General features: G+C 60.7%; 24 protein-coding genes and 1 pseudogene. 11 read left to right on the top strand and 14 right to left on the bottom strand.

The genetic code is table 11. The features are described from left to right. Nucleotides 1-21: 21 nt before the first annotated feature. From AB4P90_RS01355 to AB4P90_RS01335, 5 genes and pseudogenes are all read right to left on the bottom strand, one after another. The gene (locus AB4P90_RS01355) at nucleotides 22-2,082 is read right to left on the bottom strand and encodes a GGDEF domain-containing protein (protein WP_014716343.1); all 2,061 of its coding nucleotides are present in this window, start codon (nucleotides 2,080-2,082) and stop codon (nucleotides 22-24) included. Then, the gene (locus tag AB4P90_RS01350) at nucleotides 2,079-2,957 is read right to left on the bottom strand and encodes an endonuclease/exonuclease/phosphatase family protein (protein ID WP_003187377.1); all 879 of its coding nucleotides are present in this window, start codon (nucleotides 2,955-2,957) and stop codon (nucleotides 2,079-2,081) included. The genes AB4P90_RS01355 and AB4P90_RS01350 overlap by 4 nt, the downstream gene beginning before the upstream one ends. A 10-nt stretch (nucleotides 2,958-2,967) precedes the next feature. Then, nucleotides 2,968-3,603, bottom strand: a complete 636-nt coding sequence (gene dsbA, locus AB4P90_RS01345; RefSeq protein ID WP_014716341.1) for a thiol:disulfide interchange protein DsbA — start codon at nucleotides 3,601-3,603, stop codon at nucleotides 2,968-2,970. Nucleotides 3,604-3,770: 167 nt separating this feature from the next. Then, a complete protein-coding gene (locus tag AB4P90_RS01340) occupies nucleotides 3,771-4,397 on the bottom strand; it encodes a cytochrome c4 (protein WP_014716340.1) in 627 nt (208 codons plus the stop codon). Between the two features lie 33 nt (nucleotides 4,398-4,430). Then, nucleotides 4,431-4,638, bottom strand: a pseudogene (locus AB4P90_RS01335) (cytochrome). Nucleotides 4,639-4,830: 192 nt separating this feature from the next. On the opposite strand from AB4P90_RS01335, the gene yihA reads away from it, so the two are divergent. Beyond that, complete coding sequence (gene yihA, locus AB4P90_RS01330) at nucleotides 4,831-5,472, top strand: ribosome biogenesis GTP-binding protein YihA/YsxC (RefSeq protein ID WP_003187369.1); 642 nt, start codon at nucleotides 4,831-4,833, stop codon at nucleotides 5,470-5,472. Between the two features lie 271 nt (nucleotides 5,473-5,743). On the opposite strand, the gene polA is transcribed toward yihA, so the two are convergent. Next, nucleotides 5,744-8,539 (bottom strand): DNA polymerase I, encoded by a 2,796-nt coding sequence (gene polA, locus AB4P90_RS01325; protein WP_395605585.1) that lies wholly within the window; start codon nucleotides 8,537-8,539, stop codon nucleotides 5,744-5,746. A gap of 74 nt (nucleotides 8,540-8,613) precedes the next feature. Here polA and AB4P90_RS01320 point away from each other — a divergent pair, with 74 nt between their 5' ends. Both AB4P90_RS01320 and AB4P90_RS01315 read left to right on the top strand, forming a co-directional pair. Continuing rightward, nucleotides 8,614-8,904 carry a DUF2782 domain-containing protein gene (locus AB4P90_RS01320; RefSeq protein WP_014716338.1) on the top strand — a complete coding sequence of 97 codons (291 nt, stop codon included), beginning with the start codon at nucleotides 8,614-8,616 and terminating at the stop codon, nucleotides 8,902-8,904. 56 nt (nucleotides 8,905-8,960) lie between these two features. Next, nucleotides 8,961-9,914, top strand: coding sequence for a homoserine kinase (locus AB4P90_RS01315; protein WP_014716337.1), 954 nt, complete (start codon nucleotides 8,961-8,963; stop codon nucleotides 9,912-9,914). A 107-nt stretch (nucleotides 9,915-10,021) separates the two neighbouring features. On the opposite strand, the gene AB4P90_RS01310 is transcribed toward AB4P90_RS01315, so the two are convergent. Next, nucleotides 10,022-10,951 carry a zinc ABC transporter substrate-binding protein gene (locus AB4P90_RS01310; protein ID WP_073452792.1) on the bottom strand — a complete coding sequence of 310 codons (930 nt, stop codon included), beginning with the start codon at nucleotides 10,949-10,951 and terminating at the stop codon, nucleotides 10,022-10,024. Between the two features lie 58 nt (nucleotides 10,952-11,009). On the opposite strand from AB4P90_RS01310, the gene zur reads away from it, so the two are divergent. The 4 genes from zur to AB4P90_RS01290 are packed head-to-tail and all read left to right on the top strand — an operon-like array spanning nucleotide 11,010 to nucleotide 13,800. Continuing rightward, nucleotides 11,010-11,492 carry a zinc uptake transcriptional repressor Zur gene (gene zur, locus AB4P90_RS01305; RefSeq protein ID WP_014716336.1) on the top strand — a complete coding sequence of 161 codons (483 nt, stop codon included), beginning with the start codon at nucleotides 11,010-11,012 and terminating at the stop codon, nucleotides 11,490-11,492. Then, on the top strand, nucleotides 11,492-12,262 hold the full coding sequence (gene znuC / locus AB4P90_RS01300) for a zinc ABC transporter ATP-binding protein ZnuC (RefSeq protein WP_003187361.1): 771 nt from the start codon (nucleotides 11,492-11,494) through the stop codon (nucleotides 12,260-12,262). The genes zur and znuC overlap by 1 nt, the downstream gene beginning before the upstream one ends. Then, the gene (gene znuB / locus AB4P90_RS01295; protein WP_014716335.1) at nucleotides 12,255-13,043 is read left to right on the top strand and encodes a zinc ABC transporter permease subunit ZnuB; all 789 of its coding nucleotides are present in this window, start codon (nucleotides 12,255-12,257) and stop codon (nucleotides 13,041-13,043) included. The genes znuC and znuB overlap by 8 nt, the downstream gene beginning before the upstream one ends. A 37-nt stretch (nucleotides 13,044-13,080) precedes the next feature. Continuing rightward, complete coding sequence (locus AB4P90_RS01290) at nucleotides 13,081-13,800, top strand: PA5502 family lipoprotein (protein ID WP_014716334.1); 720 nt, start codon at nucleotides 13,081-13,083, stop codon at nucleotides 13,798-13,800. Between the two features lie 86 nt (nucleotides 13,801-13,886). On the opposite strand, the gene katE is transcribed toward AB4P90_RS01290, so the two are convergent. Continuing rightward, complete coding sequence (gene katE / locus AB4P90_RS01285; protein WP_038448367.1) at nucleotides 13,887-16,028, bottom strand: catalase HPII; 2,142 nt, start codon at nucleotides 16,026-16,028, stop codon at nucleotides 13,887-13,889. A 265-nt stretch (nucleotides 16,029-16,293) separates the two neighbouring features. Between katE and AB4P90_RS01280 the strand changes: the two genes are divergently transcribed. The 3 genes from AB4P90_RS01280 to AB4P90_RS01270 are packed head-to-tail and all read left to right on the top strand — an operon-like array spanning nucleotide 16,294 to nucleotide 18,797. Next, nucleotides 16,294-17,301: a methionine ABC transporter ATP-binding protein gene (locus AB4P90_RS01280; RefSeq protein ID WP_395605584.1), complete on the top strand. Its 1,008-nt coding sequence runs from the start codon at nucleotides 16,294-16,296 to the stop codon at nucleotides 17,299-17,301. Then, nucleotides 17,301-17,975, top strand: coding sequence for a methionine ABC transporter permease (locus tag AB4P90_RS01275; RefSeq protein ID WP_003187354.1), 675 nt, complete (start codon nucleotides 17,301-17,303; stop codon nucleotides 17,973-17,975). The genes AB4P90_RS01280 and AB4P90_RS01275 overlap by 1 nt, the downstream gene beginning before the upstream one ends. A 51-nt stretch (nucleotides 17,976-18,026) precedes the next feature. Next, the gene (locus AB4P90_RS01270) at nucleotides 18,027-18,797 is read left to right on the top strand and encodes a MetQ/NlpA family ABC transporter substrate-binding protein (protein WP_014716331.1); all 771 of its coding nucleotides are present in this window, start codon (nucleotides 18,027-18,029) and stop codon (nucleotides 18,795-18,797) included. Between the two features lie 129 nt (nucleotides 18,798-18,926). Here AB4P90_RS01270 and AB4P90_RS01265 read toward each other — a convergent pair whose 3' ends face one another. The 5 genes from AB4P90_RS01265 to AB4P90_RS01245 are packed head-to-tail and all read right to left on the bottom strand — an operon-like array spanning nucleotide 18,927 to nucleotide 22,850. After that, nucleotides 18,927-19,562 carry an SCO family protein gene (locus tag AB4P90_RS01265; RefSeq protein WP_014716330.1) on the bottom strand — a complete coding sequence of 212 codons (636 nt, stop codon included), beginning with the start codon at nucleotides 19,560-19,562 and terminating at the stop codon, nucleotides 18,927-18,929. Continuing rightward, the gene (cyoE, locus tag AB4P90_RS01260) at nucleotides 19,559-20,458 is read right to left on the bottom strand and encodes a heme o synthase (protein WP_282398830.1); all 900 of its coding nucleotides are present in this window, start codon (nucleotides 20,456-20,458) and stop codon (nucleotides 19,559-19,561) included. The genes AB4P90_RS01265 and cyoE overlap by 4 nt, the downstream gene beginning before the upstream one ends. Then, the gene (locus tag AB4P90_RS01255) at nucleotides 20,446-21,525 is read right to left on the bottom strand and encodes a heme A synthase (protein WP_014716328.1); all 1,080 of its coding nucleotides are present in this window, start codon (nucleotides 21,523-21,525) and stop codon (nucleotides 20,446-20,448) included. The genes cyoE and AB4P90_RS01255 overlap by 13 nt, the downstream gene beginning before the upstream one ends. A gap of 10 nt (nucleotides 21,526-21,535) precedes the next feature. Next, a complete protein-coding gene (locus AB4P90_RS01250) occupies nucleotides 21,536-22,120 on the bottom strand; it encodes a hypothetical protein (protein WP_073452789.1) in 585 nt (194 codons plus the stop codon). After that, a complete protein-coding gene (locus AB4P90_RS01245) occupies nucleotides 22,086-22,850 on the bottom strand; it encodes an SURF1 family protein (protein ID WP_014716326.1) in 765 nt (254 codons plus the stop codon). Before AB4P90_RS01245 ends, AB4P90_RS01250 begins: the two co-directional genes overlap by 35 nt. A gap of 31 nt (nucleotides 22,851-22,881) precedes the next feature. Between AB4P90_RS01245 and AB4P90_RS01240 the strand changes: the two genes are divergently transcribed. Beyond that, nucleotides 22,882-23,085, top strand: coding sequence for a twin transmembrane helix small protein (locus AB4P90_RS01240; RefSeq protein WP_003187345.1), 204 nt, complete (start codon nucleotides 22,882-22,884; stop codon nucleotides 23,083-23,085). A gap of 6 nt (nucleotides 23,086-23,091) precedes the next feature. Here AB4P90_RS01240 and AB4P90_RS01235 read toward each other — a convergent pair whose 3' ends face one another. After that, complete coding sequence (locus tag AB4P90_RS01235; protein ID WP_003187344.1) at nucleotides 23,092-23,979, bottom strand: cytochrome c oxidase subunit 3; 888 nt, start codon at nucleotides 23,977-23,979, stop codon at nucleotides 23,092-23,094. Nucleotides 23,980-23,996: the final 17 nt, after the last annotated feature.

Raw genomic sequence — 23,996 nt, 5'->3', positions numbered from 1 at the left:
AATTACAAAATGGAACATCTTTTATGCCGCCTGCACCTGATTACGTCCCGCAGCTTTTGCCCTGTAGAGCGCTTCATCGGCACGCTTGAGCGCCAGGTCACTGCGCTCGCCGGGTTGAAACTGCGCCACGCCCATGGACACCGTGATCGTTACCGGCTCACCCTTGAAGTGGAACGGGCACGCTGCAATAGCCTCACGCAATACTTCACCTACGGCCAAGGCATCCGCCAAGGCCGAGTCGGGCATTAGCAGCACAAACTCTTCACCCCCGAAACGCGCGATGAAGTCCGTCGGCCGCAGGCGCTTGCTCAGCACATTGGCGATGATCTTCAAGACTTTGTCCCCTGCCAGGTGACCGTAGCCGTCGTTGATGCGTTTGAAGTGGTCCAGGTCGAGCATGGCCAGCGACAGGCTGTTACCGCGCTGATGCCAGGCGTTGACTTCGTAATCGAGGCGTTCGCTCCACGCCGCACGGTTGGGCAACCCGGTGAGCGGATCGAGCAAGGCCTTCTGGCGTTGTACCTCCAGGTGCTCGCGGTAGCCCTGGGCCTCCTGCTCCATATGGGCCACGCGTTCAGCCAGACCTTTGAGGCGTGCGGCCACTTCCTGTTCGCGCAGGTCACGCTGTTGCTGGTGTTCATCCATGGTGCCGAGCAAGCCTTCAAGATGGCTTTCGAGCACCTGCTTGAGGCTGTCCAGGTCGGCAGCGTCCTGCACGCTGCTTTGCAGGCCGTCGACCTGCTCGCGAATCTGCGTGTCCAACTCCCGCGCGGCCAGGCTGCTGTCGGCGTGGCCCTCGCTGGCGACCTGCAGATGACCCTGGAATGCCTCGAGACGCTCGTTGAGCTGCTTGAGATAAGCCTCGAACTCATGCTGGCCACTGTCGGTGACCGCCAGCATCAGCACGGCCAGGTCATCCAGGATCGGGAGCAGTTCGTACCAATTCAAACCATGGGCGAGACGTTCACGCATCGCCTCGGCCTGGGGCTGGTGACGTTCAGGCAGGGAAAGGTCTTCCAGCAGGCCGAGCAAAGTGCCTTCAATGTGCTTGGCCACCGAACTATAGGACGGTTCAGGCGAATCAGGCAGGGCGTAGGTGCCGTCCGGTTGCAGTTCGTCGGGCTCGGGACCTTCCAGCACAGGGGGCAGCGACAGGCTGCCGATGGTGGTTTCATCCGGCGTTTCGACTGGAACCGGCGGCGGTTCGATAAAGGCGGCGAGTGCGCTTTCTTGAGCAGGCTCCGCAACCGGAGGCGCCTGCACGTCGGGTTCAGATAATTGCGCAGGCGCCGCAATCGACGGCAGCTCTGGAGCGTCGAATAACGGCGTGTCGCTGGCGACCTCTTGCCCTCCGGCCGCTGCAACAGGCGCAGGCTTCAAGGCCACGGGCGTAGGTGACAGCGGTGCAAAGGCACGCAAGGCTTGGGTCAATTCTTCCGATTGCGCAGGCTCTTCCGGTTCGGGCGCGGGTGTGGGCGCTGCAGGCTTTGGCGGTGCCAATTGCGCTGCCGGCAGTGGCTCCGCGTCAACCGGGAGCGCTTCACTGGCGGCCTCTTTACTACCGAACAGGCGTTGCAACAGACCCGGGCCTGGGCGTGCGGGTTCGCCTTCAGGCTCCAGATTATTCAGCGCCTGCCCCTGCAGGCTGCTCAGCTCACTGAGCAGCAGCGGTATCTCCCGCGCTTGCGCCACGCGACCATCGAGTTGCTTGGCGAAGGTTTTCAGCGGACGAGCCACCTCGCGGGGCAGCGGCAGCTTTTGCAACTGGGTGACCAATGCGGTGAGCGCGGCGCTGATCTGGTCGACGCGGGTTTCGCGGCGCTGCTCCGAATCCAGCACGGCCTTTTCCAGGCGTGGCAGTAAAGCGGCGAGGGCAGCATCCATGTCGTCCGTGCGCACGACATCGCGCATTTCCTTCATGCATTGGTCGACAGCTCGGTCGGTGCCTTCGGCGGCCAGCGTGCTGCGCACCAGCCCGCGGCGCAGCAAATCGAGGCGGGCAGCCCAGCGGCGTTCGAGTTTGTCTTGTTGCTCGATGCTCTGGAGGTATTTCTCTTTCCAGCGCTGGGCGTCGTCGCTCATGCAAGGGGTCCGCGAGGGCCTGGGCTCAACGCGGGTAATGCATCAGCCGTGAGCGAACCCGGCAGACGAATCTCTACCGCGACCGGCAGGTGATCGGAAATGGGCTGCGCCAGCACTTGCACACTTTCCAGTGTGAGGCTTGGGCTGAGCAGGATATGGTCAAGACAGCGCTGCGGGCGCCAGCTGGGAAACGTGGCTTCGACTTGCGGCGCCAATAACCCAAGGTCGCGCAGCGGAGAATTCTGCAGCAGGTCGTTGGCATGGGTGTTCATGTCACCCATGAGCACCTGGTGCTTGTAGTTACCAATCAATTCACGCACATAGGCCAGTTGCAGGTTGCGCGTACGCCCCCCGAGGGCCAGGTGCATCATCACCACCACCAAGGCTTCCGGGCCTTCGCCAAAACGCACAAGGATCGCCCCGCGCCCTTTGGGGCCTGGCAAGGGGTGATCTTCAATAGCCGTGGGTTTGAGGCGGCTGAGTACGCCATTGCTGTGCTGCGCCAGGCGCCCCAGGTTGCGGTTGAGTTGCTGATACCAGTACGGGAAGGCGCCCAGCTGAGCCAGGTGTTCCACCTGGTTGATATAGCCGGAGCGCAGGCTGCCGCCGTCGGCTTCCTGCAGCGCGACCAAGTCGAAGTCGCTGAGCAGGTCGCCGATTTTCTGCAGGTTACCGGTACGCCCCTTGTGGGGCAGCAGGTGCTGCCAGCCACGCGTGAGGTAATGCCGATACTTCTCGGTACTGTTGCCCACCTGGATATTGAAACTGAGCAGGCGCAAGCGGCTATCTGCCGGCAGGCCTGTGGACTCCAGGTGATGCTCGTTGACCTGCGGTTCATGCAGGCCAACGACACGCTCGGTACCCCAGCGGCGCATGGCGAGCCCCTTACTTGGCAGCGCGTTCTTTGGCAATCAGTTGGTCAGCAACGTTGAGGGTCGCTTCAGGACCACCGGTGCTGCCCAGGTCGAAACGGTATTTGCCGTTGACGATCAGCGTGGGAACGCCTTGCACGCCGTACTTCTGCGCGAGTTCCTTGGCCTGTTTGATCTGGCCCTGGATAGCGAAAGAGTTGAAGGTCGCCAGGAACTTGTCCTTGTCGACACCTTGAGTAGCAACAAAGTCAGCCATTTCGTCCGGTTTGGTCAGGCGCTTGCCCTGTTTCTGGATCGCTTCGAAGACGGCGTTGTGGACCTTGTGCTCAACACCCATGGCTTCCAGGGTCAGGAACAGTTGGCCGTGGGCGTCCCATGGGCCACCGAACATGGCGGGAATGCGACGGAAATTAACGTCCTTGGGCAGCTTTTCAGCCCATGGGTTGATAGTCGGCTCGAACGCGTAGCAATGCGGGCAACCGTACCAGAACAGCTCCACCACCTCGATCTTGCCGGGTACCGCAACCGGAACCGGATTAGACAGCTCAACATAGGTTTTACCGGCTTCAAGCGGCACATCGGCAGCTTGTGCGGTCATGCCGAAGAGGCTGGCAGTGACGAGAGCGGCGCTGAGGATCAGATTACGCATGCTTTACTCCTGGACAAATAAAGTCGCCTCACGCGACCTTTGTTGTGACAGGTCTACGCGGACATGAGTTCGTTAGTGTAACGGCAGCGGCCACAAAAAAGGGCGGCCTGAGCCACCCTTTTTATGCTTGCATCGCGGGATTAATCGAGCGTTAACGCCCAGCCCCGTCAGTGCAGGCCCTGGATATAACTGGAGAGGGCTGCGATGTCTTCGTCGCTCAGCTTGCGAGCGATGGTGCGCATAGTCATGGCATCCCCATCGTTGGCCCGGCCGGCTTCTTCTTTGCGAAAGTCGGTCAACTGCTTGGCGATGTAGGTGGCGTGCTGGCCGCTCAGGTGCGGGAAGCCTGCGGCAGCGTTGCCTGCACCATTGGGCGAGTGGCAACCGGTGCAGGCAGGTAAGCCTTTTTCCAGGTTACCGCCACGGAACAACTGCTCTCCGCGGGCGACCAGTTTAGGGTCGGCAGCTCCCACGCTGCCCTTCTGGCTGGCAAAATACGCCGCGAGGTCCGCCAGGTCCTGATCGTTGAGATTGGTCAGCAGGCCGGTCATTTCCAGCACCGTGCGCTTGCCGTCCTTGATGTCGTGCATCTGCTTGCTCAGGTAACGTTCACCCTGGCCGGCCAGTTTGGGGAAGTTCGGCGCCGGGCTGTTACCATCCGGCCCGTGGCAGGCACCACACACGGCGGCCTTCGCTTGACCGGCAGTGGCATCACCTTTGACGGGGCCCTCTGCAGCGACGGCAGCGCCTGTGATGCCCAAGGTCAACAGCAGACTCACGATCAGTTTGTTCATCAGCTAATCCAACTACGGCTAAGGGTTTAAGAGTTATCTACCGGGTTTACTCACCATCAAATCAATGACGGCCTGGTAATCCTCAGTACTGCAGTCCATGCACAAACCACGCGGCGGCATTGCCTTGAAACCCTGGGTCACGCACTGCGTCAGCCTGACCATGCAAACTCGGTTGATCCTGTGTAGCCTGAGCGCCGTAAAGCGGAATCAGGGCAGCAGAAGCGAGCAACCGTCGGTCCATACATCGACCTATTCAGGGTTTGAGAGCGTTTTGCGTTCTAATGCGCAATAAAGGTCTTTCGCTCCCGTGAACCTCATCCTTCGCTGGGACAAAGCACACACAAAATCTGCGGCATTATATACTGGCGCTACTGAAACGGAAACGACACCGCTTGCCGCACCCTTTCTCGGCACCGCCCACATCGGAAATCTCATGCAACTCAAGAACCCCATCCTCGGCCTGTGCCAACAGTCCACCTTCATGCTCAGCGCCGCCAAAGTGGACCAATGCCCCGATGACGAGGGCTTTGAAGTCGCCTTTGCCGGCCGTTCCAACGCCGGTAAATCCAGCGCACTGAACACCCTGACTCACGCCAGCCTGGCGCGCACCTCGAAAACCCCGGGCCGCACGCAACTACTCAATTTCTTCAAGCTAGACGATGATCGGCGTCTGGTCGACCTGCCGGGCTACGGTTATGCAAAAGTACCTATCCCGCTGAAGCTGCACTGGCAGCGTCACCTTGAGGCTTACCTGGGTGGTCGCGAGAGTCTGAAGGGTTTGATTCTGATGATGGATATCCGTCATCCAATGACCGACTTCGACTTGCTGATGCTCGACTGGGCTGTCGCCAGCGGCATGCCGATGCACATTTTGCTGACCAAGGCCGACAAGCTCACCTACGGCGCAGCCAAGAACACCCTGCTCAAAGTGCAGTCCGAAATCCGTAAGGGCTGGGGCGATACCATCACGATTCAACTGTTCTCCGCCCCCAAGCGCATGGGCCTGGAAGAAGCCTACACCGTACTGGCCGGCTGGATGGAATTGGCGGACAAGGGCGCAGAAATCGCCGAATAACTTTTCTGCGGGCAAAAAAAACCCCGGACTTCTTTTGGGGAGGGGAAGTTCGGGGTTCAAGTTCCGGACCGCTAGGGCGGGGTCCGGAATTATCTGCCAACACTTAACACAACATAGGAGCATTGAAGGGCTTCACCACCCATTCAGTAACTCTGAGTGGCAGTTCACAGGTTAAGTTCCGACAGACTCAAAAAACTATTGGAAATAACTGACCCCCGTTTGCGCTCTAAACCGCTTCGCCACCACTGGCGATGATGGCAAAGCCGCAGAATCAGTGCGCCTCGTCCCAGTTATCGCCTACGCCTACGTCCACCACCAAAGGCACGTCCAACTGCGCCGCCGCGCTCATATGCTCGCGAATCTTCTCGCTGACCTGCGCGACCAAGTCTTCACGCACCTCCAGCACCAATTCGTCGTGCACTTGAAGGATAACCTTGGCATCCAGGCCCGACTCGGTCAGCCAGTTATCCACCTGCACCATGGCTTTCTTGATGATGTCCGCCGCCGTGCCCTGCATCGGCGCGTTGATCGCCGTGCGCTCGGCCGCCGCGCGCTCTTGGGGCTTGTTGGAGTTGATATCCGGCAAGTACAGCCGTCGTCCGAAGAACGTTTCGACATACCCCTGATCCGCCGCCTGGGCGCGGGTGCCCTCCATGTATTCGCGCACCCCTGGGTAGCGGGCGAAGTACACATCGATGTAAGCCTTGGCGGTCTTGGTATCGACGCCGATGTCCTTACCCAGCTTCTGGGCGCCCATGCCGTAAATCAGGCCGAAGTTGATCGCCTTGGCGCTGCGGCGCTGGTTGGACGTGACCTCATTCAACTCGACCTTGAACACTTCGGCCGCCGTGGCCGTATGCACGTCCAGGTCATTGCGGAAGGCGTTCATCAAGCCTTCGTCCTTGGACAAATGCGCCATGATCCGCAGCTCGATCTGCGAATAGTCCGCCGCTAGCAGCTTGTAACCCTTGGGCGCGACAAACGCCTGGCGAATGCGCCGCCCCTCGGCGGTGCGCACCGGGATGTTCTGCAGGTTCGGATCGCTGGAGGACAAGCGCCCGGTCGCCGCGACGGCCTGATGGTAGGACGTATGAATACGCCCGGTACGCGGGTTGATCTGTTCCGGCAGGCGGTCGGTATAGGTACTTTTGAGCTTGCTCATGCTGCGGTACTGCATCAGTACCTTGGGCAGCGGGAAATCATCCTCGGCCAGTTTGGCCAGTACTTCCTCAGCCGTGGATGCCTGGCCCTTGCCGGTTTTCTTCAGCACCGGCATGCCGAGCTTCTCGTACAGGATCGCCCCGAGCTGCTTGGGCGAACCCAGGTTGAATTCTTCACCGGCGATCTCGTACGCCTGGCGCTCCAGCTCGACCATCTTGTTACCCAGCTCGATGCTCTGGATGCCGAGCAGGTCCTTGTCTACCAGTGCGCCCTGGCGCTCGATGCGTGCCAGCACCGGCACCAGCGGCATCTCGATGTCCGTCAGCACACTGGCCAGGGTCGGGATCGCGGCCAGTTGCGCGTACAAGTGTTGATGCAGGCGCAAGGTCACGTCGGCATCTTCGGCCGCGTAGGGGCCGGCTTGCTCAAGGGCGATCTGGTCGAACGTGAGTTGCTTTGCACCTTTGCCGGCGATGTCCTGGAAGCTGACCGTGTCGTGGTCCAGGTACTTCTTCGCCAGACTGTCCATATCGTGCCGCGTCGCGGTGGAATTGAGCACGTAGGATTCGAGCATGGTGTCGAAGGCGATGCCGCGCACGGTAATGCCCTGGGCAGGGTCGCCGCCAATGGCGCAGTTGGCCAGGATGTTCATATCGAACTTGGCGTGCTGGCCCACCTTGAGTTTGGTCGGGTCTTCCAGCAGCGGTTTCAGGGCCAGCAGCACGGTGTCGCGGTCCAATTGATCCGGCGCGCCGATATAGGAATGGGTCAGCGGGATGTAGGCGGCTTCATGGGGCTGCACAGCAAACGAGACCCCGACCAATTGCGCCTGCTGGGCGTCGATGCCGGTGGTTTCGGTGTCGAAAGCAAACAACGGCGCATCGTGGAGTTTTTTCAGCCACACGTCGAAGGTGGCCTGGTCCAGAATGGTGGTGTAAACCGCTTCTACCGGTACCGATATAACAGCCTCGACCGGCATTTCGGCGGCAGGCGCAACTTCGCTCGCCGATTTGAGCTCGACACGCTTGGCATCGCGCTGGATCTCGTCGTACCAGCTTTTGAACTCAAGCAGCGTGTACAGCTCCAGCAGCTTTTCGCGATCCGGTTCGATCAGGTGCAAATCATCCAACCCGATATCCAGCGGCACATCGATCTTGATCGTCGCCAACTGATAAGACAGGAATGCCATCTCCTTATGCTCTTCCAGCTTGGCCGGCAGGGTCTTGGCCCCACGGATAGGCAGGGTCGGCACAATATCCAGCTGCTCATAAAGCTCTTTGAGGCCGCCATTGACCCCTACCAGCAAGCCGGAGGCGGTCTTGGGGCCAATGCCCGGAACGCCGGGAATGTTGTCGGACGAATCCCCCATCAACGCCAGATAGTCGATGATCTGCTCCGGAGCGACACCGAATTTCTCCTTAACGCCCTCGATGTCCATCGAGCTACCGGTCATGGTGTTGACCAAGGTAATGTGGCCGTCCACCAACTGCGCCATGTCTTTGTCACCGGTCGAGATCACCACCGGGCGGCTGGCGGCCGCGCTGCTGCGGGCCAGAGTGCCGATCACGTCATCGGCCTCAACGCCCTCGACGCACAGCAACGGGAAGCCAAGAGCGATCACGCTTTGATGCAGCGGCTCGATCTGCAGGCGCATGTCATCGGGCATGCTCGGGCGGTTGGCTTTGTATTCGGCGTACATCTCATCGCGAAACGTCCCACCCTTGGCGTCGAAAACCACGGCAAATGGGCTGTCCGGGTACTGCTTGCGCAGGCTTTTGAGCATGTTCAACACGCCCTTGACCGCACCGGTGGGCAGGCCTTTGGAGGTGGTCAGCGGTGGCAGCGCGTGGAAGGCGCGGTACAGATAAGAAGAACCGTCCACCAGGACGAGGGGCGCTTGGCTCATGAGCAGGATCAACCTTTTCGGCGGGTCAGGCGCTAGAATAGCCGGACCAATGAAAACAAAGGGACAAGGTTATCATGCGTACATTCAATCGCCTGCTGTTGACCGGTTTGATTGCACTCGCTCCGATGGCTGCCACGGCGGCAGACAGTGCCCCTGGAGGTGATCCGGAAGTTACCATTCGCACGGAAGGCGACAAAACCATCCAGGAATACCGCCAAAACGGCTTTCTGTACGCAATCAAAGTCACCCCGAAGGGCGCACCACCGTACTTTCTGGTACGTGCGGACGGCACCGACGCGAACTTCATCCGCTCTGACCAGCCGGATATGCTGATCCCGTCATGGAAGATCTTCGAATGGAAATGATTTCTTAATTTTAACCGGCGCTGCCCACCGCAGCGCCCGTAACGGCAGTTTTAACCATGTCTGTGTTCACCCCCCTGGCTCGGCCCGAGCTGGAAACCTTTCTCGCCCCTTACGGGCTCGGCCGCCTGCTTGATTTCCAGGGGATTGCCGCCGGCAGCGAAAACACCAATTTCTTTATCAGCCTGGAACAGGGTGAATTCGTCCTGACCCTGGTTGAGCGTGGCCCGGTGGCAGAAATGCCGTTCTTCATCGAACTGCTTGACGTGCTCCACGACGCCGATCTGCCTGTGCCGTACGCCCTGCGTACCACCGACGGTATCGCTTTGCGCGAACTCAAGGGCAAACCGGCCTTGCTGCAACCGCGCCTGGCGGGCAAGCACATCAAGGAGGCCAATGCGCAGCATTGCGCCCAGGTTGGCGAACTGCTCGGCCACCTGCACTTGGCCACCCAGGGCGAAAAGGTACTTGAACGCAAGACCGACCGCGGCCTGGCGTGGATGCTCAGCGAGGGCGCGCAGCTTATTTCGCACCTCAACGAGGCCCAGCAACGCCTGTTGCGCGATGCGCTGGCCGAGATCGACGCTCACAAGGCTGACATCCTCGGCCTGCCACGAGCGAATGTGCACGCCGATCTGTTTCGCGATAACGCGATGTTTGAAGGCACGCACCTGACGGGCCTGATCGACTTCTACAACGCCTGTTCGGGGCCGATGCTCTACGACGTGGCAATCGCCTTGAATGACTGGTGCTCGGATGCCGATGGCGTGATTGACGGTCACCGTGCCCGGGCGCTGCTGGGCGCTTACGCGGGGCTACGAGCGTTTACCGCGAAGGAAGCCGAGCTATGGCCGACCATGCTGCGCGTGGCGTGCGTACGGTTCTGGCTGTCCCGGCTGATCGCGGCCGAGTCATTTGCCGGGCAGGATGTGTTGATTCACGACCCGGCTGAGTTCGAGCATCGCCTGGCGCAGCGTCAGCAGGTCACGCTCCACCTACCGTTCGCGCTTTAAAAGACCGACTCGGTCAATGTGGGAGCTGGCTTGCCTGCGATAGCGGTATCAACTGAGCCAACGCTATCGCGGGCAAGCCCGCTCCCACAGGAGTTTTGTGTTACCTGTTAGAGCGACTCCAGGCAACCGGCCAGATCATTGCCGAGTTTTTCCAGCACCTGCTCATAACCCTGCGCGGTAGCCGGCGTATAGCCACCCAACGCATCCAATTCCGCCAACTTCACCGGCAACCCGGCCACCAGGGTTTCGGCCAAGCGAGGTCGCAACGGCGGCTCGCTGAACACGCAAGTCTTGCCCACGTCCTGCAAACGCGCGCGCATCGCCGCTACGTGCTGCGCGCCCGGCTGCACTTCGGCGGCCACGCTGAACACGCCAGCATGCTTCAAACCGTACGCCTCTTCGAAGTAATCAAAGGCTTCGTGGAACACGAAATAAGGTTTGCCATCAACGCCCGCCAAACGCTGCTTCAGGCGCGCATCCAGCGCGTTCAGGCGTTCTTCGAAGGCCTTCGCATTGCTCTGATAACGCTCGGCATTGGCTGGGTCGGCAGCGCTCAGATCGGCCGCCATCCGAGCGGCGATCACACGTGCATTGACCGTGGACAGCCACAGGTGCGCATCCACACTGCCTGGGCGGTGATCATGGTCATGTTCGTCGGCTTCATCGGCATGTGAATGGCTATCTTCGCCGAAGATGCGCAGTTTCATGCCTGGCAGGTCCTGCACGGCCACCGTTGGCGCCGTACGGCCTTTGAGCACACGCGGCAAAAACGTTTCCATGTCCGGCCCGATCCAGTACAGCAGGTCCACCGACTGCACACGCCGTACGTCGGATGGGCGTAAAGCGAAGTTGTGCGGCGACGCCCCCGGCGGCAGCAATACCTCTGGAACAGCCACGCCGTCCTGCACGGCAGCGGCAATCAGTTGCAACGGCTTGATGCTCGTCAGTACCTTGACCTCGGCCTGAGCGGCACCCGCAACGAACAAACTGGTGACAAATACGACAAAAACGGGAAAAAGTCGGGACACGATGACCACTCGATGGCGTAGGAACGGGTAACATAATAACGTCTCTATCAAATATCTGTCGCCGCTCATGCCTAAAACACCGCTTGCCAGCCGTCCCCACGACCACTCTCACTGCGTGCACACCGCATTGTCAGAGGCCGACACCCTGTGCGCAAAGAAAGGCTTGCGCCTGACTGCCTTGCGTCGCCGGGTGCTGGAGCTGGTGTGGCAGAGCCACAAGCCTTTGGGCGCGTACGACATTCTGGGCGTCCTCAGCGAGCAGGACGGCCGCCGCGCCGCGCCGCCCACCGTTTACCGTGCGTTGGATTTCCTGCTGGAAAACGGCCTGGTGCACCGTATCGCCTCGCTTAACGCCTTTGTCGGTTGCAACCACCCGGAGCACGCGCATCAGGGCCAGTTCTTGATCTGCCGCGAGTGCCACGCCGCCATTGAGCTTGAACAAAAAAGCATCAGCGACGCCATTATCAAAAGCTCTGCCGACGTCGGCTTCAAGGTCGAAGGGCAAACGGTCGAAGTGGTCGGCCTGTGCGCAGGCTGCCAGGGGGTTTGATGAGCAATGCGTTAATCCGCCTGGAGCAGGTCGGGGTCACGTTCGCCGGGCAAAACGTGCTGGAGAACATCGCACTGAGCGTGGAACCGGGGCAAATCGTCACCCTGATCGGCCCCAACGGCGCCGGCAAGACCACCTTGGTGCGCGCCGTGCTCGGGCTGCTCAAGCCCCACAGCGGCACGGTTTGGCGCAAGCCCAAGCTGCGCGTGGGCTATATGCCGCAAAAGCTGCACGTGGACCCGACATTGCCGCTCTCCGTATTGCGCTTCCTGCGCCTGGTGCCTGGCGTAGACCGCGCCCGCGCCCAGGCTGCGCTTAAGGAAGTCGGCGCCGAACACGTCATCGACAACCCGGTGCAAAGCATCTCCGGTGGCGAAATGCAGCGCGTGCTGCTGGCCCGCGCCCTGCTGCGCGAGCCCGAGCTGCTGGTACTCGATGAACCCGTGCAAGGTGTCGATGTCGCCGGCCAGGCCGAGCTGTACAGCCTGATCACCCGCCTGCGCGACCGCCATGGTTGCGGCGTACTGATGGTCTCCCACGACTTGCACCTGGTCATGAGCACCACCGACCAAGTGGTCTGCCTCAACCGCCACGTGTGCTGCTCCGGCCACCCGGAACAGGTCAGTGGCGACCCGGCGTTCGTGGAGCTGTTCGGCAAGAACGCCCAGAGCCTGGCGATCTACCATCACCACCATGACCACGCCCATGACCTGCATGGCGCCGTCGTCGATACCCCCCACGTTCATGGAGATAGCTGCAAGCATGGCTGATTTTCTGCTCTACGCCCTGCTGGCAGGCTTGGCTTTGGCACTGGTGGCGGGCCCATTGGGCTCGTTCGTGGTGTGGCGACGCATGGCCTATTTCGGCGACACCTTGTCCCATGCTGCCTTGCTGGGCGTGGCCATGGGCTTTCTGCTGGATGTAAGCCCGGCCATCGCCGTGACCGTCGGCTGCCTGCTGCTAGCCGTGCTGCTGGTGACCCTGCAGCAACGCCAGCCACTGGCCTCCGACACACTGCTGGGCATCCTTGCGCCCAGTACCTTGTCTCTGGGCCTGGTGGTGCTGAGCTTCATGCATGAAGTGCGCATCGACCTGATGGCCTACCTGTTCGGCGACCTGCTGGCGATCAGCCCGACCGACCTGGCCTGGATCCTCGGCGGCAGCGCTGCGGTGCTGGCGTTGCTGGTGGCCCTGTGGCGCCCGTTGCTGGCGATCACCGTGCATGAAGAACTGGCCAAGGTAGAAGGCTTGCCCGTCGCAGGCCTGCGTATGGCCTTGATGTTGCTCATCGCCGTGGTGATTGCTGTCGCGATGAAGATTGTCGGCGTATTGTTGATCACGTCGCTGCTGATCATTCCAGCCGCCGCCGCTCAGCGCCACGCTCGCTCTCCGGAGCAGATGGCGATTGGCGCCAGCCTCCTGGGGATGCTTGCAGTGTGTGGTGGCCTGGCGCTGTCCTGGTTCAAGGACACACCGGCCGGGCCGTCGATTGTGGTTACGGCGGCCGCCCTGTTTCTGCTGAGTTTTGTCCTGCCCCGTCGAGGGGTGTAGACTTGCTCGCTTTTTGCGCAAATAGAGAGTCGCAGGAATGAAGCCGTTCACCTCCCGTTATCTGCTCCTTGCCGCATTTTCACTGCTGCTGGGCGCCTGCCAAAGTACGCCGCCCGCTGCCCCCCAGGCTCCGGATCCGCGGGCTGCGGCCATCGCGCAGCTGGAACAAAACCTGGCCAGCAGCGAATTGGCCACCGCCGAAGACCAGCTGGCTGCATTGCAGGCCCAATCGCCCAATGACCCGGCACTTGAGGCCTACCAGCGTCAATTGGCCGAAGCCTACCTGCAACGCAGCCAGATCGTGCTGCAAAAAGGCGACGTCAACGCTGCCGCCACGGCCCTGAGCCGCGCCCGCGCCTTGATGCCCAAGGCCCCCGCGCTCACCGGTGGCGTCAACAGCGCCATCAGCCATGCGCGCAAAGCCGAATTGGACCAGGCAGAAGCTGCGTTGAAAGCCGCTGAGGCCAAGCCTGCCGCCAAGGTCATCGACCCGGCAGCGCCGAGCACCACCGTGGCGCTGAACCTTGCGGATGTTGAAGACATGCGCCATCAGTTGGACGCCATCGCCACCGATGTGGTGAATTACCAGTGCGACGTCAGCATTCAGGTGCCACGCACCCAGGATTACCCGTGGCTGGCCACGTTGCTGACCAAACGGGTAAAGCGGATTGATTCGGGGTATGACCTGAAAATTCACCGGCAGATTCTGAAACACATTCCGGCACAGGTTGTGCTGATTCCGCGCAAGGCGGACTAAAAGCATCGCAGGCAAGCCAGCTCCCACGTTTGAACAGTGTGGGAGCTGGCTTGCCTGCGATGACGACCTAACAAACAACCGATAAGTTAAGCCGGAATCGCCTTGGATTTCGGCTCACGCTCCCATACCCGATGCTGGGCAATCGCCGCAAAGAAGGCCTTGAACGCCTTGGCATCCGCGCCCACGATCAACCCCGCATCCTCCTCCAGTTTCAGCAGGTCCAGCAATGGCTTCACATCGCTGGCTACCGCAATCGCCTTCAGGTGTTTGTAGGCTTCCAGTACGTAATGCAACGCCACGCCATCACCGCTCAGCGCCTTCACGGACTCTTTGCCACCCGGGATAAACACTGCGTCGAAGGCAATGGACGGCATGCCTTCCATCGAGGCGTCGACCGGCAGCGTCTTGCCCTGCGCGGTGGTTACCGGCGCCGAAGTAGGCCCCAGCAACTTGGCATGGGCGCCTTCAGCTTCAAGCGCGGCTTTTAACGCGTCAATGGCCGCACCATCAACGCCGTTGGCTGCCAGAATCGCCACTTTGCGCGTTTTGATATCGCCCGACAGCAAATTCACCTGGCTCAAGGCTGGCGATTCTTTCAACGACGTTTCACGGGCAGGCACGGTGCCCTTGGTCGGCGCCGGCAAGCCGAGGTTTTGCGCAACGCGCTTGGCCAGCTCCAGGTCGATATTGGCCAGGATCTCGTTGACCTGGCGCGCACGGATGAACTCGCGCTCCACCTTGCCCAGCTCAAAACTGTAGGCCGCGATAATGTGCTCTTTCTCGTGGTGGCTCATGCTGTTGTAGAACAGCGTCGCCTGGGAGAAATGGTCACCGAAGGATTCGCTGCGCTCACGTACTTTGTTGGCATCGACGCGCTCGTAGTAGGACTCAAAGCCACCATCGGTAGGACCAGCAGGGGTTTCTTTCGGCCAACCACCATCAATAGAGTTTGGCTCGTAGGACGCACGACCCTTATCAATCACGGTGCGATGCTGAGCGTCGCGCTGGCCGTTATGGAAAGGCACGACAGGCCGGTTGATTGGAATCTCATGAAAGTTCGGCCCGCCCAGTCGGCTGATCTGGGTATCGGTGTAGGAAAACAGACGGCCCTGCAGCAATGGGTCGTTGGTGAAGTCGATGCCCGGCACGATGTGGCCCGGGCAGAACGCAACCTGCTCGACTTCAGCGAAGAAGTTGTCCGGGTTACGGTTGAGCACCATTTTGCCCAGCGGCGTGATCGGTACCAGTTCTTCTGGAATGATCTTGGTCGGGTCGAGCAAGTCGAAATCAAACGTGTGCTCGTCTTCTTCGGCCACGATCTGTACGCCCAGCTCCCACTCGGGGTAATCGCCGCTTTCAATCGCTTCCCACAGGTCACGACGGTGGTAGTCCGTATCTTTACCGGCCAGCTTTTGCGCCTCATCCCATACCAGCGAGCAGGTGCCGACTTTTGGACGCCAGTGGAACTTCACGAAGCTGGACTTACCTTCGGTATTGATCAAACGGAAGGTGTGTACCCCAAAGCCCTGCATGGCGCGCAGGCTTTTTGGAATGGCGCGGTCGGACATGGCCCAGATCACCATGTGCGCGGATTCCGGTTGCAGCGAAACAAAGTCCCAGAACGTATCGTGGGCCGAACCGCCGGTAGGAATCTCGTTATGAGGCTCGGGTTTCACCGCGTGGACGAAGTCAGGAAATTTGATCGCATCCTGGATGAAGAACACCGGCATGTTGTTGCCCACCAGGTCGAAGTTGCCTTCGTCGGTGAAGAACTTCACGGCAAAACCGCGAACGTCACGCACGGTGTCGCCGGAGCCACGCGGGCCCTGCACCGTGGAAAAACGCGCGAACACCGGGGTTTTATGCTCAGGCGTGCGCAGGAAACCTGCCTTGGTCAGCGCCGAATGGTCGCCGTAACTCTGGAAATAGCCATGGGCCCCCGTACCACGGGCATGCACGATGCGCTCCGGGATGCGCTCATGGTCAAAGTGCGTGATCTTTTCACGCATGATGAAGTCTTCCAGCAGCGAAGGGCCGCGGGCGCCGACTTTCAGGCTGTTCTGGTTGTCGGAAATCTTCACGCCCTGGTTGGTGCGCAGGGCCTGGCCGGTTGCATCGGAACGGAATTCTTCCAACGCCTGCAGCTTGGCGTTGGTGTTGCCACGGTCCAGGGTATCAGTGCCCGCGAGTTCACTCTTCGGCGGGGTGGCTGGCTTCTTGGTACTCATCAGTCAAAACTCCTTATTCAAAGTGGCCAGAGCGGTCCCCGGCTCGTTTGAGCAAAACCCCAGGCACGGCACCTGGGAAATCGAGTTGCTTAAGTAGTGACTGACTGGGTTTTGCACCGTTCCTTTTTTATGACCTTTGATCGCGTTATTGCCAAATGACTGGATGAATACGAAATAAATGCTAAGAAACGCTATACGGACAGGCTAAAATGCGCGCCCGGCTAACCGCTGATCCCTTTTCAATGCGCCCCACAAGGTTCGCTACGTGATCGAGTTTCAAAACGTCCATAAAACCTACCGCGTCGCCGGTAAGGATATCCCCGCCCTGCACCCCACCAGCCTGCGCGTCGCCAACGGCCAGGTGTTTGGCCTGATTGGCCACTCGGGTGCGGGTAAAAGCACACTGCTGCGCCTGATCAACCGCCTGGAAGAACCCAGCGGCGGGCAGATCACGGTCGACGGTGAAGAAGTCACCGCCCTGGATGCCAACGGCCTGCGCCGCTTCCGTCAGCAGGTCGGGATGATCTTCCAGCACTTCAACTTGCTGGCGTCCAAGACCGTGGCCGACAACGTCGCGCTGCCGCTGATGCTCGCCGGTGAACTGTCGCGCAAGGAAATCGACCAACGTGTGGCTGAGCTGCTCGCCCGCGTCGGCTTGTCGGACCACGCCAAGAAGTACCCGGCGCAGTTGTCCGGCGGCCAGAAACAGCGCGTCGGCATCGCCCGAGCCCTGGCGACCAAGCCAAAAATCCTGCTTTGTGACGAAGCCACCAGCGCCCTCGACCCGCAAACCACGGCGTCGGTCCTGCAACTGCTGGCCGAGATCAACCGCGAGTTGAACCTGACCATCGTGTTGATCACCCATGAAATGGACGTGATCCGCCGCGTATGCGACCAGGTCGCCGTCATGGACGCCGGGGTGATCGTCGAGCAAGGCTCGGTGGCCGACGTGTTCCTGCACCCCAAGCACCCGACCACCAAGCGCTTCGTACAAGAAGCCGAACAGGTGGACGAAGGCGAGCAGCGCGACGACTTTGCCCATGTGCCAGGCCGTATCGTGCGCCTGACGTTCCAAGGAGACGCGACCTACGCACCACTGCTGGGTACCGTCGCACGGGAAACCGGTGTGGACTACAGCATTCTTGCCGGTCGTATCGACCGCATCAAAGACATCCCTTACGGGCAACTGACCCTCGCCGTCACCGGCGGTGACATGGAAGCTGCGTTTGCACGCTTCACCGCCGCAGACGTTCACATGGAGGTGCTGCGCTGATGGACGTGTTCCTGAGTTTCTTCGCCAATATCGACTGGTCTGAAATCTGGCTCGCCACCGGCGACACCATGACCATGCTGTTCGGCTCGCTGTTCTTCACCGTGCTGCTGGGCCTGCCCCTGGGCGTGCTGTTGTTCCTGACCAGCCCGCGCCAGCTGTTCGAACAAAAAGGCCTGTACGCGCTGTTGTCGCTGATCGTGAATATCTTGCGCTCGCTGCCGTTCATCATTCTGTTGATCGTGATGATTCCGTTCACGGTACTGATCACCGGCACGTCGCTGGGTGTTGCCGGTGCGATCCCACCGTTGGTCGTCGGCGCTACGCCATTCTTTGCGCGCCTGGTGGAAACCGCATTGCGCGAAGTGGACCGTGGCATCATCGAAGCCACCCAGGCCATGGGCGCCACCACCCGCCAGATCATCACCAATGCCCTATTGCCCGAGGCCCGCCCTGGCATCTTCGCGGCGATTACGGTGACGGCTATTACACTGGTTTCCTACACCGCGATGGCTGGTGTGGTCGGTGCTGGCGGCCTGGGCGACCTGGCAATCCGTTTTGGCTACCAGCGCTTCCAGACCGATGTGATGGTGGTCACTGTGGTGATGCTGTTGATTCTGGTGCAAATTCTGCAAACCGTCGGCGACCGGCTGGTGGTGCACTTTTCTCGTAAATAACGGCCATTGCCGGCACGTAGCCGGCAGATGCCCGAACAAGGAGCTTGCTGGATGAAAAAACTACTGGTTGCTTTCGCCGCTGTGGCTGCGTTTTCCGCCCACGCCGAGACCATTACGGTCGCTGCTTCGCCGGTGCCTCACGCCGAAATCCTCGAATTCGTGAAGCCTGCCCTGGCCAAAGAAGGCGTGGACCTGAAGGTCAAAGTCTTCACCGACTACGTGCAGCCGAACGTACAGGTGGCTGAAAAGCGCCTGGATGCCAACTTCTTCCAGCACCAGCCGTACCTGGATGAATTCAACAAAGCCAAAGGCACTCACCTGGTGAGCGTCGGCGCTGTGCACCTGGAACCTCTGGGCGCTTACTCCAGCAAGTACAAAAAACTGGCCGACCTGCCTGACGGCGCCAACGTGGTGATCCCGAACGACGCCACCAACGGCGGCCGTGCGCTGTTGCTGCTGGCCAAGAACGGCCTGATCACCCTGAAGGACCCGACCAACATCCTGTCGACCATCAAGGACATCACCGGCAACGATAAAAACCTGAAATTCCGTGAACTGGAAGCCGCTACCTTGCCACGCGTGCTGACCCAGGTCGATCTGGCGCTGATCAACACCAACTACGCCCTGGAAGCCAAGCTGGACCCATCCAAGGATGCCCTGGTGATCGAAGGCAACGACTCGCCTTACGTGAACATCCTGGTAACCCGCGAAGACAACAAGGATGCAGACGCGGTGAAGAAGCTGGTTGCAGCCTTGCACACGCCTGAAGTGAAGAAATTCATCGAAGAGAAGTACAAAGGCGCGATCAAGCCAGCGTTCTGATCTCTCCTGATCTGATCGTTCCCACGCTCCGCGTGGGAACGCCTCTTGTGAAGCTCTGCGTCACGCTTGGGGACGCAGAGCGTCCCTAACTGCATTCCCACGCAGAGCGTTGGAACGATCATCAGGTGCTCACTTGCGCTGTAGCAACCCCGGCAACTGCGCCACCAGCTTCTGGTTGTTCAATGGCGCACGAATAAACCCACGCTGAGTACCATCCGGGCCGATCAGTGCCAGGTTACCGCTGTGGTCGACGGTGTAGTTCGGCTTGCTGGTATCCGCCGGAATGAAGGGAATGCTCACCGCATTCGAAACCTTCTGTACATCCTCCACATTCGCGCCAGTCAGGCCTTGGAACTGTGGGTCGAAGTAACCCAGGTACTGCTTGAGCTGCGCCGGGGTATCGCGGTTCGGATCGACGCTCACCAGGATCACCTGCAACTTATCCACAGCCTCTTTGGGCAGTTCGCTCTTGATCTGGCGAAGCTGGGCGAGGGTGGTCGGGCAGATATCCGGGCAGAAGGTGTAACCGAAAAACAGCAGGCTCCACTTGCCCTTCAACTCATTGACCACCACCGGCTGACCTTCCTGGTCAGTCATGGTCACCGCTGGCAACTGGCGGCTTTGCGGCAGCAGAATGATGCCGGCGTCGATCAGCGCAGTGGGGTCGCCCTGGCCTTTGCCCGAGAGCACTTTGTTGACGGTCAGGCCCATGATCAACGCGACCAGGGCCACGAGGATGAAGACGGTTTTTTGAGTTCGAGTCATAGGTTCAACAATAAGTAGTGGTCTACGAGCAGGGCGATAAACAGCAGCAGCAAGTACCAGATAGAGTACTTGAACGTGTTGATCGCCGCGTGCGGCTGGCTGCCACGGTACAACACCCAGGCCCATTGCAGAAAGCGCGCCCCCAATACCAGCGCAAAGCCCAAGTAGAGCAGCCCGCTCATGTGGATAACGTAGGGCATCAGGCTCACCGCCAGCAGGGCGAAGGTGTACAGCAGGATATGCACCTTGGTGTAGTGCTCGCCATGGGTAACCGGCAGCATCGGGATGTCGGCCTTGGCGTATTCCTCTTTGCGGTGAATAGCCAGGGCCCAGAAGTGTGGCGGAGTCCAGGCGAAGATGATCAGCACCAGCAGCAAGGGTTCGGCACTCACATGCCCAGTGACAGCCACCCAACCCAGCAGCGGCGGCGCCGCACCGGCCAGACCGCCGATGACAATATTCTGCGGCGTCGCTCGCTTGAGAAAGCCGGTGTAGACCACCGCATAACCCAGCAGCGAAGCCAAGGTCAGCCAGGCCGCCAGCGGGTTGGTAAACGCCAATAGCAGGGCCAATCCTGCAATCGCCAGGAACAACGCAAACGCTAACGCCGCCATCGGCGAGACACGCCCCTCAGCCATCGGCCGCTTGTGAGTGCGCGCCATCACGGCATCAATCCGTCGATCCACTACATGATTGACCGCCGCCGCGCCGCCGGCACACAGGGCAATGCCGAGGTTGCCGAACACCAGCACTGTCCAGGGCACACCGGCGCGGGTGGCAAGGAACATGCCCACCAGCGAAGTGATCAGCATCAGCACCACCACTTTGGGCTTGGTCAGCTCCAAATAGTCACGCCAGATCGCCCGGTCGCGACGTGCGCCGATCACGGTCGCCATGGCAGTTCTCCTTTAAGGGTGATCAGACCTGACACCTGTTTGCGCGGGATAAAACGCCAGCCAAACAGGCGCGGGTGTCGCACCCGAACCAGGCTGGTGCGCGCGTGATAATTGACCAGCACCAGCGTCATCAACAACGTTGCCCCGCCAGCGTTGTGCGCGACCGCCACCGGCAGCGGCAGGCCGAACGCCACATTGCTCACCCCCAGGCAGATCTGCGCGGCCAGGGCGATCAACAACAAGCCGGCCAGGCGCGTCATCCCCACTGCCCGCAGTTGCCAGGCCAAACCGAGCAGCACCAGCGTGACCAGCACGGCGCCGATGCGATGCGTCAGGTGGATGGCGGTGCGCGCTTCGCTGTCGAGCTGGCCCCCCAGGTAATTGGGGCCGATGTGCTGGGTCAGGTGAAAACCATTGGCGAAGTCCGCTGCCGGCCACCATTGGCCGTGGCAGGTGGGCAAATCGACACAGGCCACCGCGGCGTAGTTGGAACTGACCCAGCCGCCCAGGGCGATCTGCCCGATCACCAGCACCAGGCCCGCCGTCGCCCAATATTGTAGGCGCTTGGGCACGACCAGCGCCGGTAGTACGCCGGACAGCCGCAGGGTCAGCAGAAACAGCAGGCTCAAGGTCGCAAAGCCGCCCAAAAGATGCCCTGTGACCACTTGCGGCCAGAGCTTCAAGGTCACGGTCCACATGCCAAACGCCGCTTGGGCGAACACCACCGTCAGCAGGAACAGCGGCAGCTTCACCGGCTGGCCCGGATCGCGTCGATGACGCCACGAACGCGCCGCCAGCAGCGCGATCAACAGGCCCAGGCTGCCCGCGAAGTAGCGATGGGTCATCTCGGCCCAGCCTTTGTCGGCCTCCACCGGCGTGTCGGGAAAGTGCAACTCGGCATGAGCCAGTTGGGCTTCGCTTTGCGGCACGCTGATAAAGCCATAGCAGCCGGGCCAGTCCGGACAGCCGAGGCCGGCGTGGGTCAGGCGGGTATAAGCACCGAGCAGCACGACAAACAACGCCAGTAACGTGGCAAACAGCGCGAGGCGAAATCCAGGCTTGGCCATGAGGGTGCCCTTATCCGATGTTCGACAGTTTCAGCAGCAGGCGCAGATCGTTGAGCAAGTCCTTGCCCTTGACCTTGGCGTCGTAGCGCAGCACCAGATTGCCGTGGGGGTCGACGATCCACAATTGCGCATCGCCAGGCGCGGCAGCGTTCCTGGTAAAGGTCGACACATCCAGCGGGTAGCGCTGCAGTTGTGGATATTCGGCTTTGAGCTTGGCCTCGTATTCGCTGCTCAGCGGTTGCGCGCCGGCCAGGGCATGGCTGGCACGGGATGCATCACGGCCAAGGCTGATCTGCAGCTGGCGCGCCAGGTAGACCAGTTGCTGGCAATCGGCAGCACAGGCGGTGGGGGCGGTGACCAGCAGTTGCCAGCGCTGTTCATCGGCCTGCACGCCGATGTCGGCGCGGGTCTGGCCGTTGCCAATCAGTTCGCCGTGATAGCTGCGGCTGTCCGGCACCCAGAACTGCAATTTGTACATGAAGGTGGCCAGCACCATCGGGCCGATCACCATCATCAGGATCAAAATCAGCTGCCAGCGCCCCTTGCGCCGATCAGGCGTGTCAGACGTGCTGGGTGGATTCATGACCGCTCCCATGGGGCTTCTCCTTTTTGTTATGCCATCCGAGGTAGAGGTAAAGCGCCAGCAACGCCATGGCCATGGCGAACCATTGCACAGCGTAGGCCAGGTGTTTTTCCGGGCCCATGGCGACCACAGGCCAGCTGGTTTCGTAGGTACCGGGGCCCGCTTCGGCACGCAGCTCATAGGCAAAGCCACTGCGCCCCAGTTCGCCCCACAGGGCGGCAGGGTGCAGCGCGGTCAGCAGGCGCGGCCATTGCGTGCTGGCCGGGTCGGCATGCAGTTGGAAGGTCTCGCCGGGGGCGACGTACACCCAGGCGTCGAGGTTCAGCGTCTGTTCAGGGGTTGTAAAGGCGGGCGCGATACGCCGGTCCGGCCAGGGCAGCCAGCCGCGATTGAGCAACAGCCACAGGCCGCTGGCCTGGTCATGAAAGGGTTGCAGCAACTCGACACCGGCCTTGCCGTCACGCATGCGGTTATCCAGCAATACGCTGTGTGCACCATCCAGTTGCCCGCGAAGGTGAACGCGACGGAAGGCTGGATCAGCCATGTCATTGAGCTGAGCACTGCTGACCGGCTCGGCGGCGCGGCGCTCGGCATAACGGTCTACCAACAGTTGCTTTTCGTGCCCGCGGGACAATTGCCAAAACCCCAGGCCCACCATCAACGGCAGCAACACCAGTACCACCAGCGTCGGCGCGATGCCCGGACGAAAGCGTTGCATGGCACTGGCTATACTCGATCTCATCGCCCCTCCCCAATTAGCCCGGAGCCAGACCATGCTCAAAGCCGCCATTGCCCTGATGCTGATCGCGACCGTCGTGAGCCTGTTCAGTGGCTTGTTCTTCCTGGTCAAGGACGAGGGCAACTCTAACCGCCTCGTCACTGCCTTGACCGTGCGTGTCACCCTGGCCGTGATCACCGTGGGCTTGATCGCCTGGGGCTTTTTCAGCGGCCAATTGGTCTCTCATGCGCCGTGGTAAGCGGCGTCACAGCACATAGACAAAGAAAAACAGCCCGATCCACACCACGTCCACAAAGTGCCAATACCAACTGGCCGCCTCAAAACCGAACTGGTGCTCGGCATTGAAATGCCCGCGCAGGATACGCATCAGCATCACAAACAGAATGATGGTGCCGATGGTCACGTGGGCGCCGTGAAAGCCCGTGAGCATGAAGAACGTCGCGCCGTACACCCCCGAACCCAAGGTAAGGCCCAACTCTTTGTAGGCGTGGATGTATTCCTCGGCCTGGAACCCGAGAAAGGCCAAGCCCAGCAGCACGGTGATCGCCAGCCAGAGTTTCAGCGCACCACGATGGCCTTTGCGCAGGGCATGGTGGGCAATGGTGATGGTCACGCTGGAACTCACCAGCAGGATGGTGTTCACCAATGGCAGGCCCCAGGGGCTGATGGTGCCTTTGGGCGCAGGGTAGAGCTTAGGGTCGGGGTTGTTCAGCAGGGGCCAGGCAAACTCAAAGTTCGGCCACAGCATGTGCGCAATGCCCTTGGGCCCCTCGCCCGCCAACCAAGGCCCAGCCCAGACGCGCACATAGAACAGCGCACCAAAAAAGGCAATGAAGAACATCACCTCCGAAAAGATGAACCAGGTCATGCCCCAGCGGAACGAGCGGTCCATCTGCGCGCTGTACAGCCCGGCGCGACTTTCCTTGATCACCGCGCCAAACCAGCCAAACAGCATATAGGCCAGCAACAAACCGCCGACGAAAAAGATCCACGGCCCGTGGGATTCGGGCCGCGCGGCCTTCAAGTCGTTGAACCACACGGCCAGGCCATACACGGTGACCAGCAGGCCAATCGTGGCAATTATTGGCCATTTGCTTTGCGCTGGTACGTAGTACGTATCATGAGTCGACATGTATTCGCTCTCCTGAT

The sequence above is a fragment of the Pseudomonas sp. B16120 genome (assembly GCF_044218845.1).
Lineage (GTDB): Bacteria > Pseudomonadota > Gammaproteobacteria > Pseudomonadales > Pseudomonadaceae > Aquipseudomonas > Aquipseudomonas paracarnis.
This window is presented reverse-complemented; position numbering and strand designations above follow the sequence as displayed.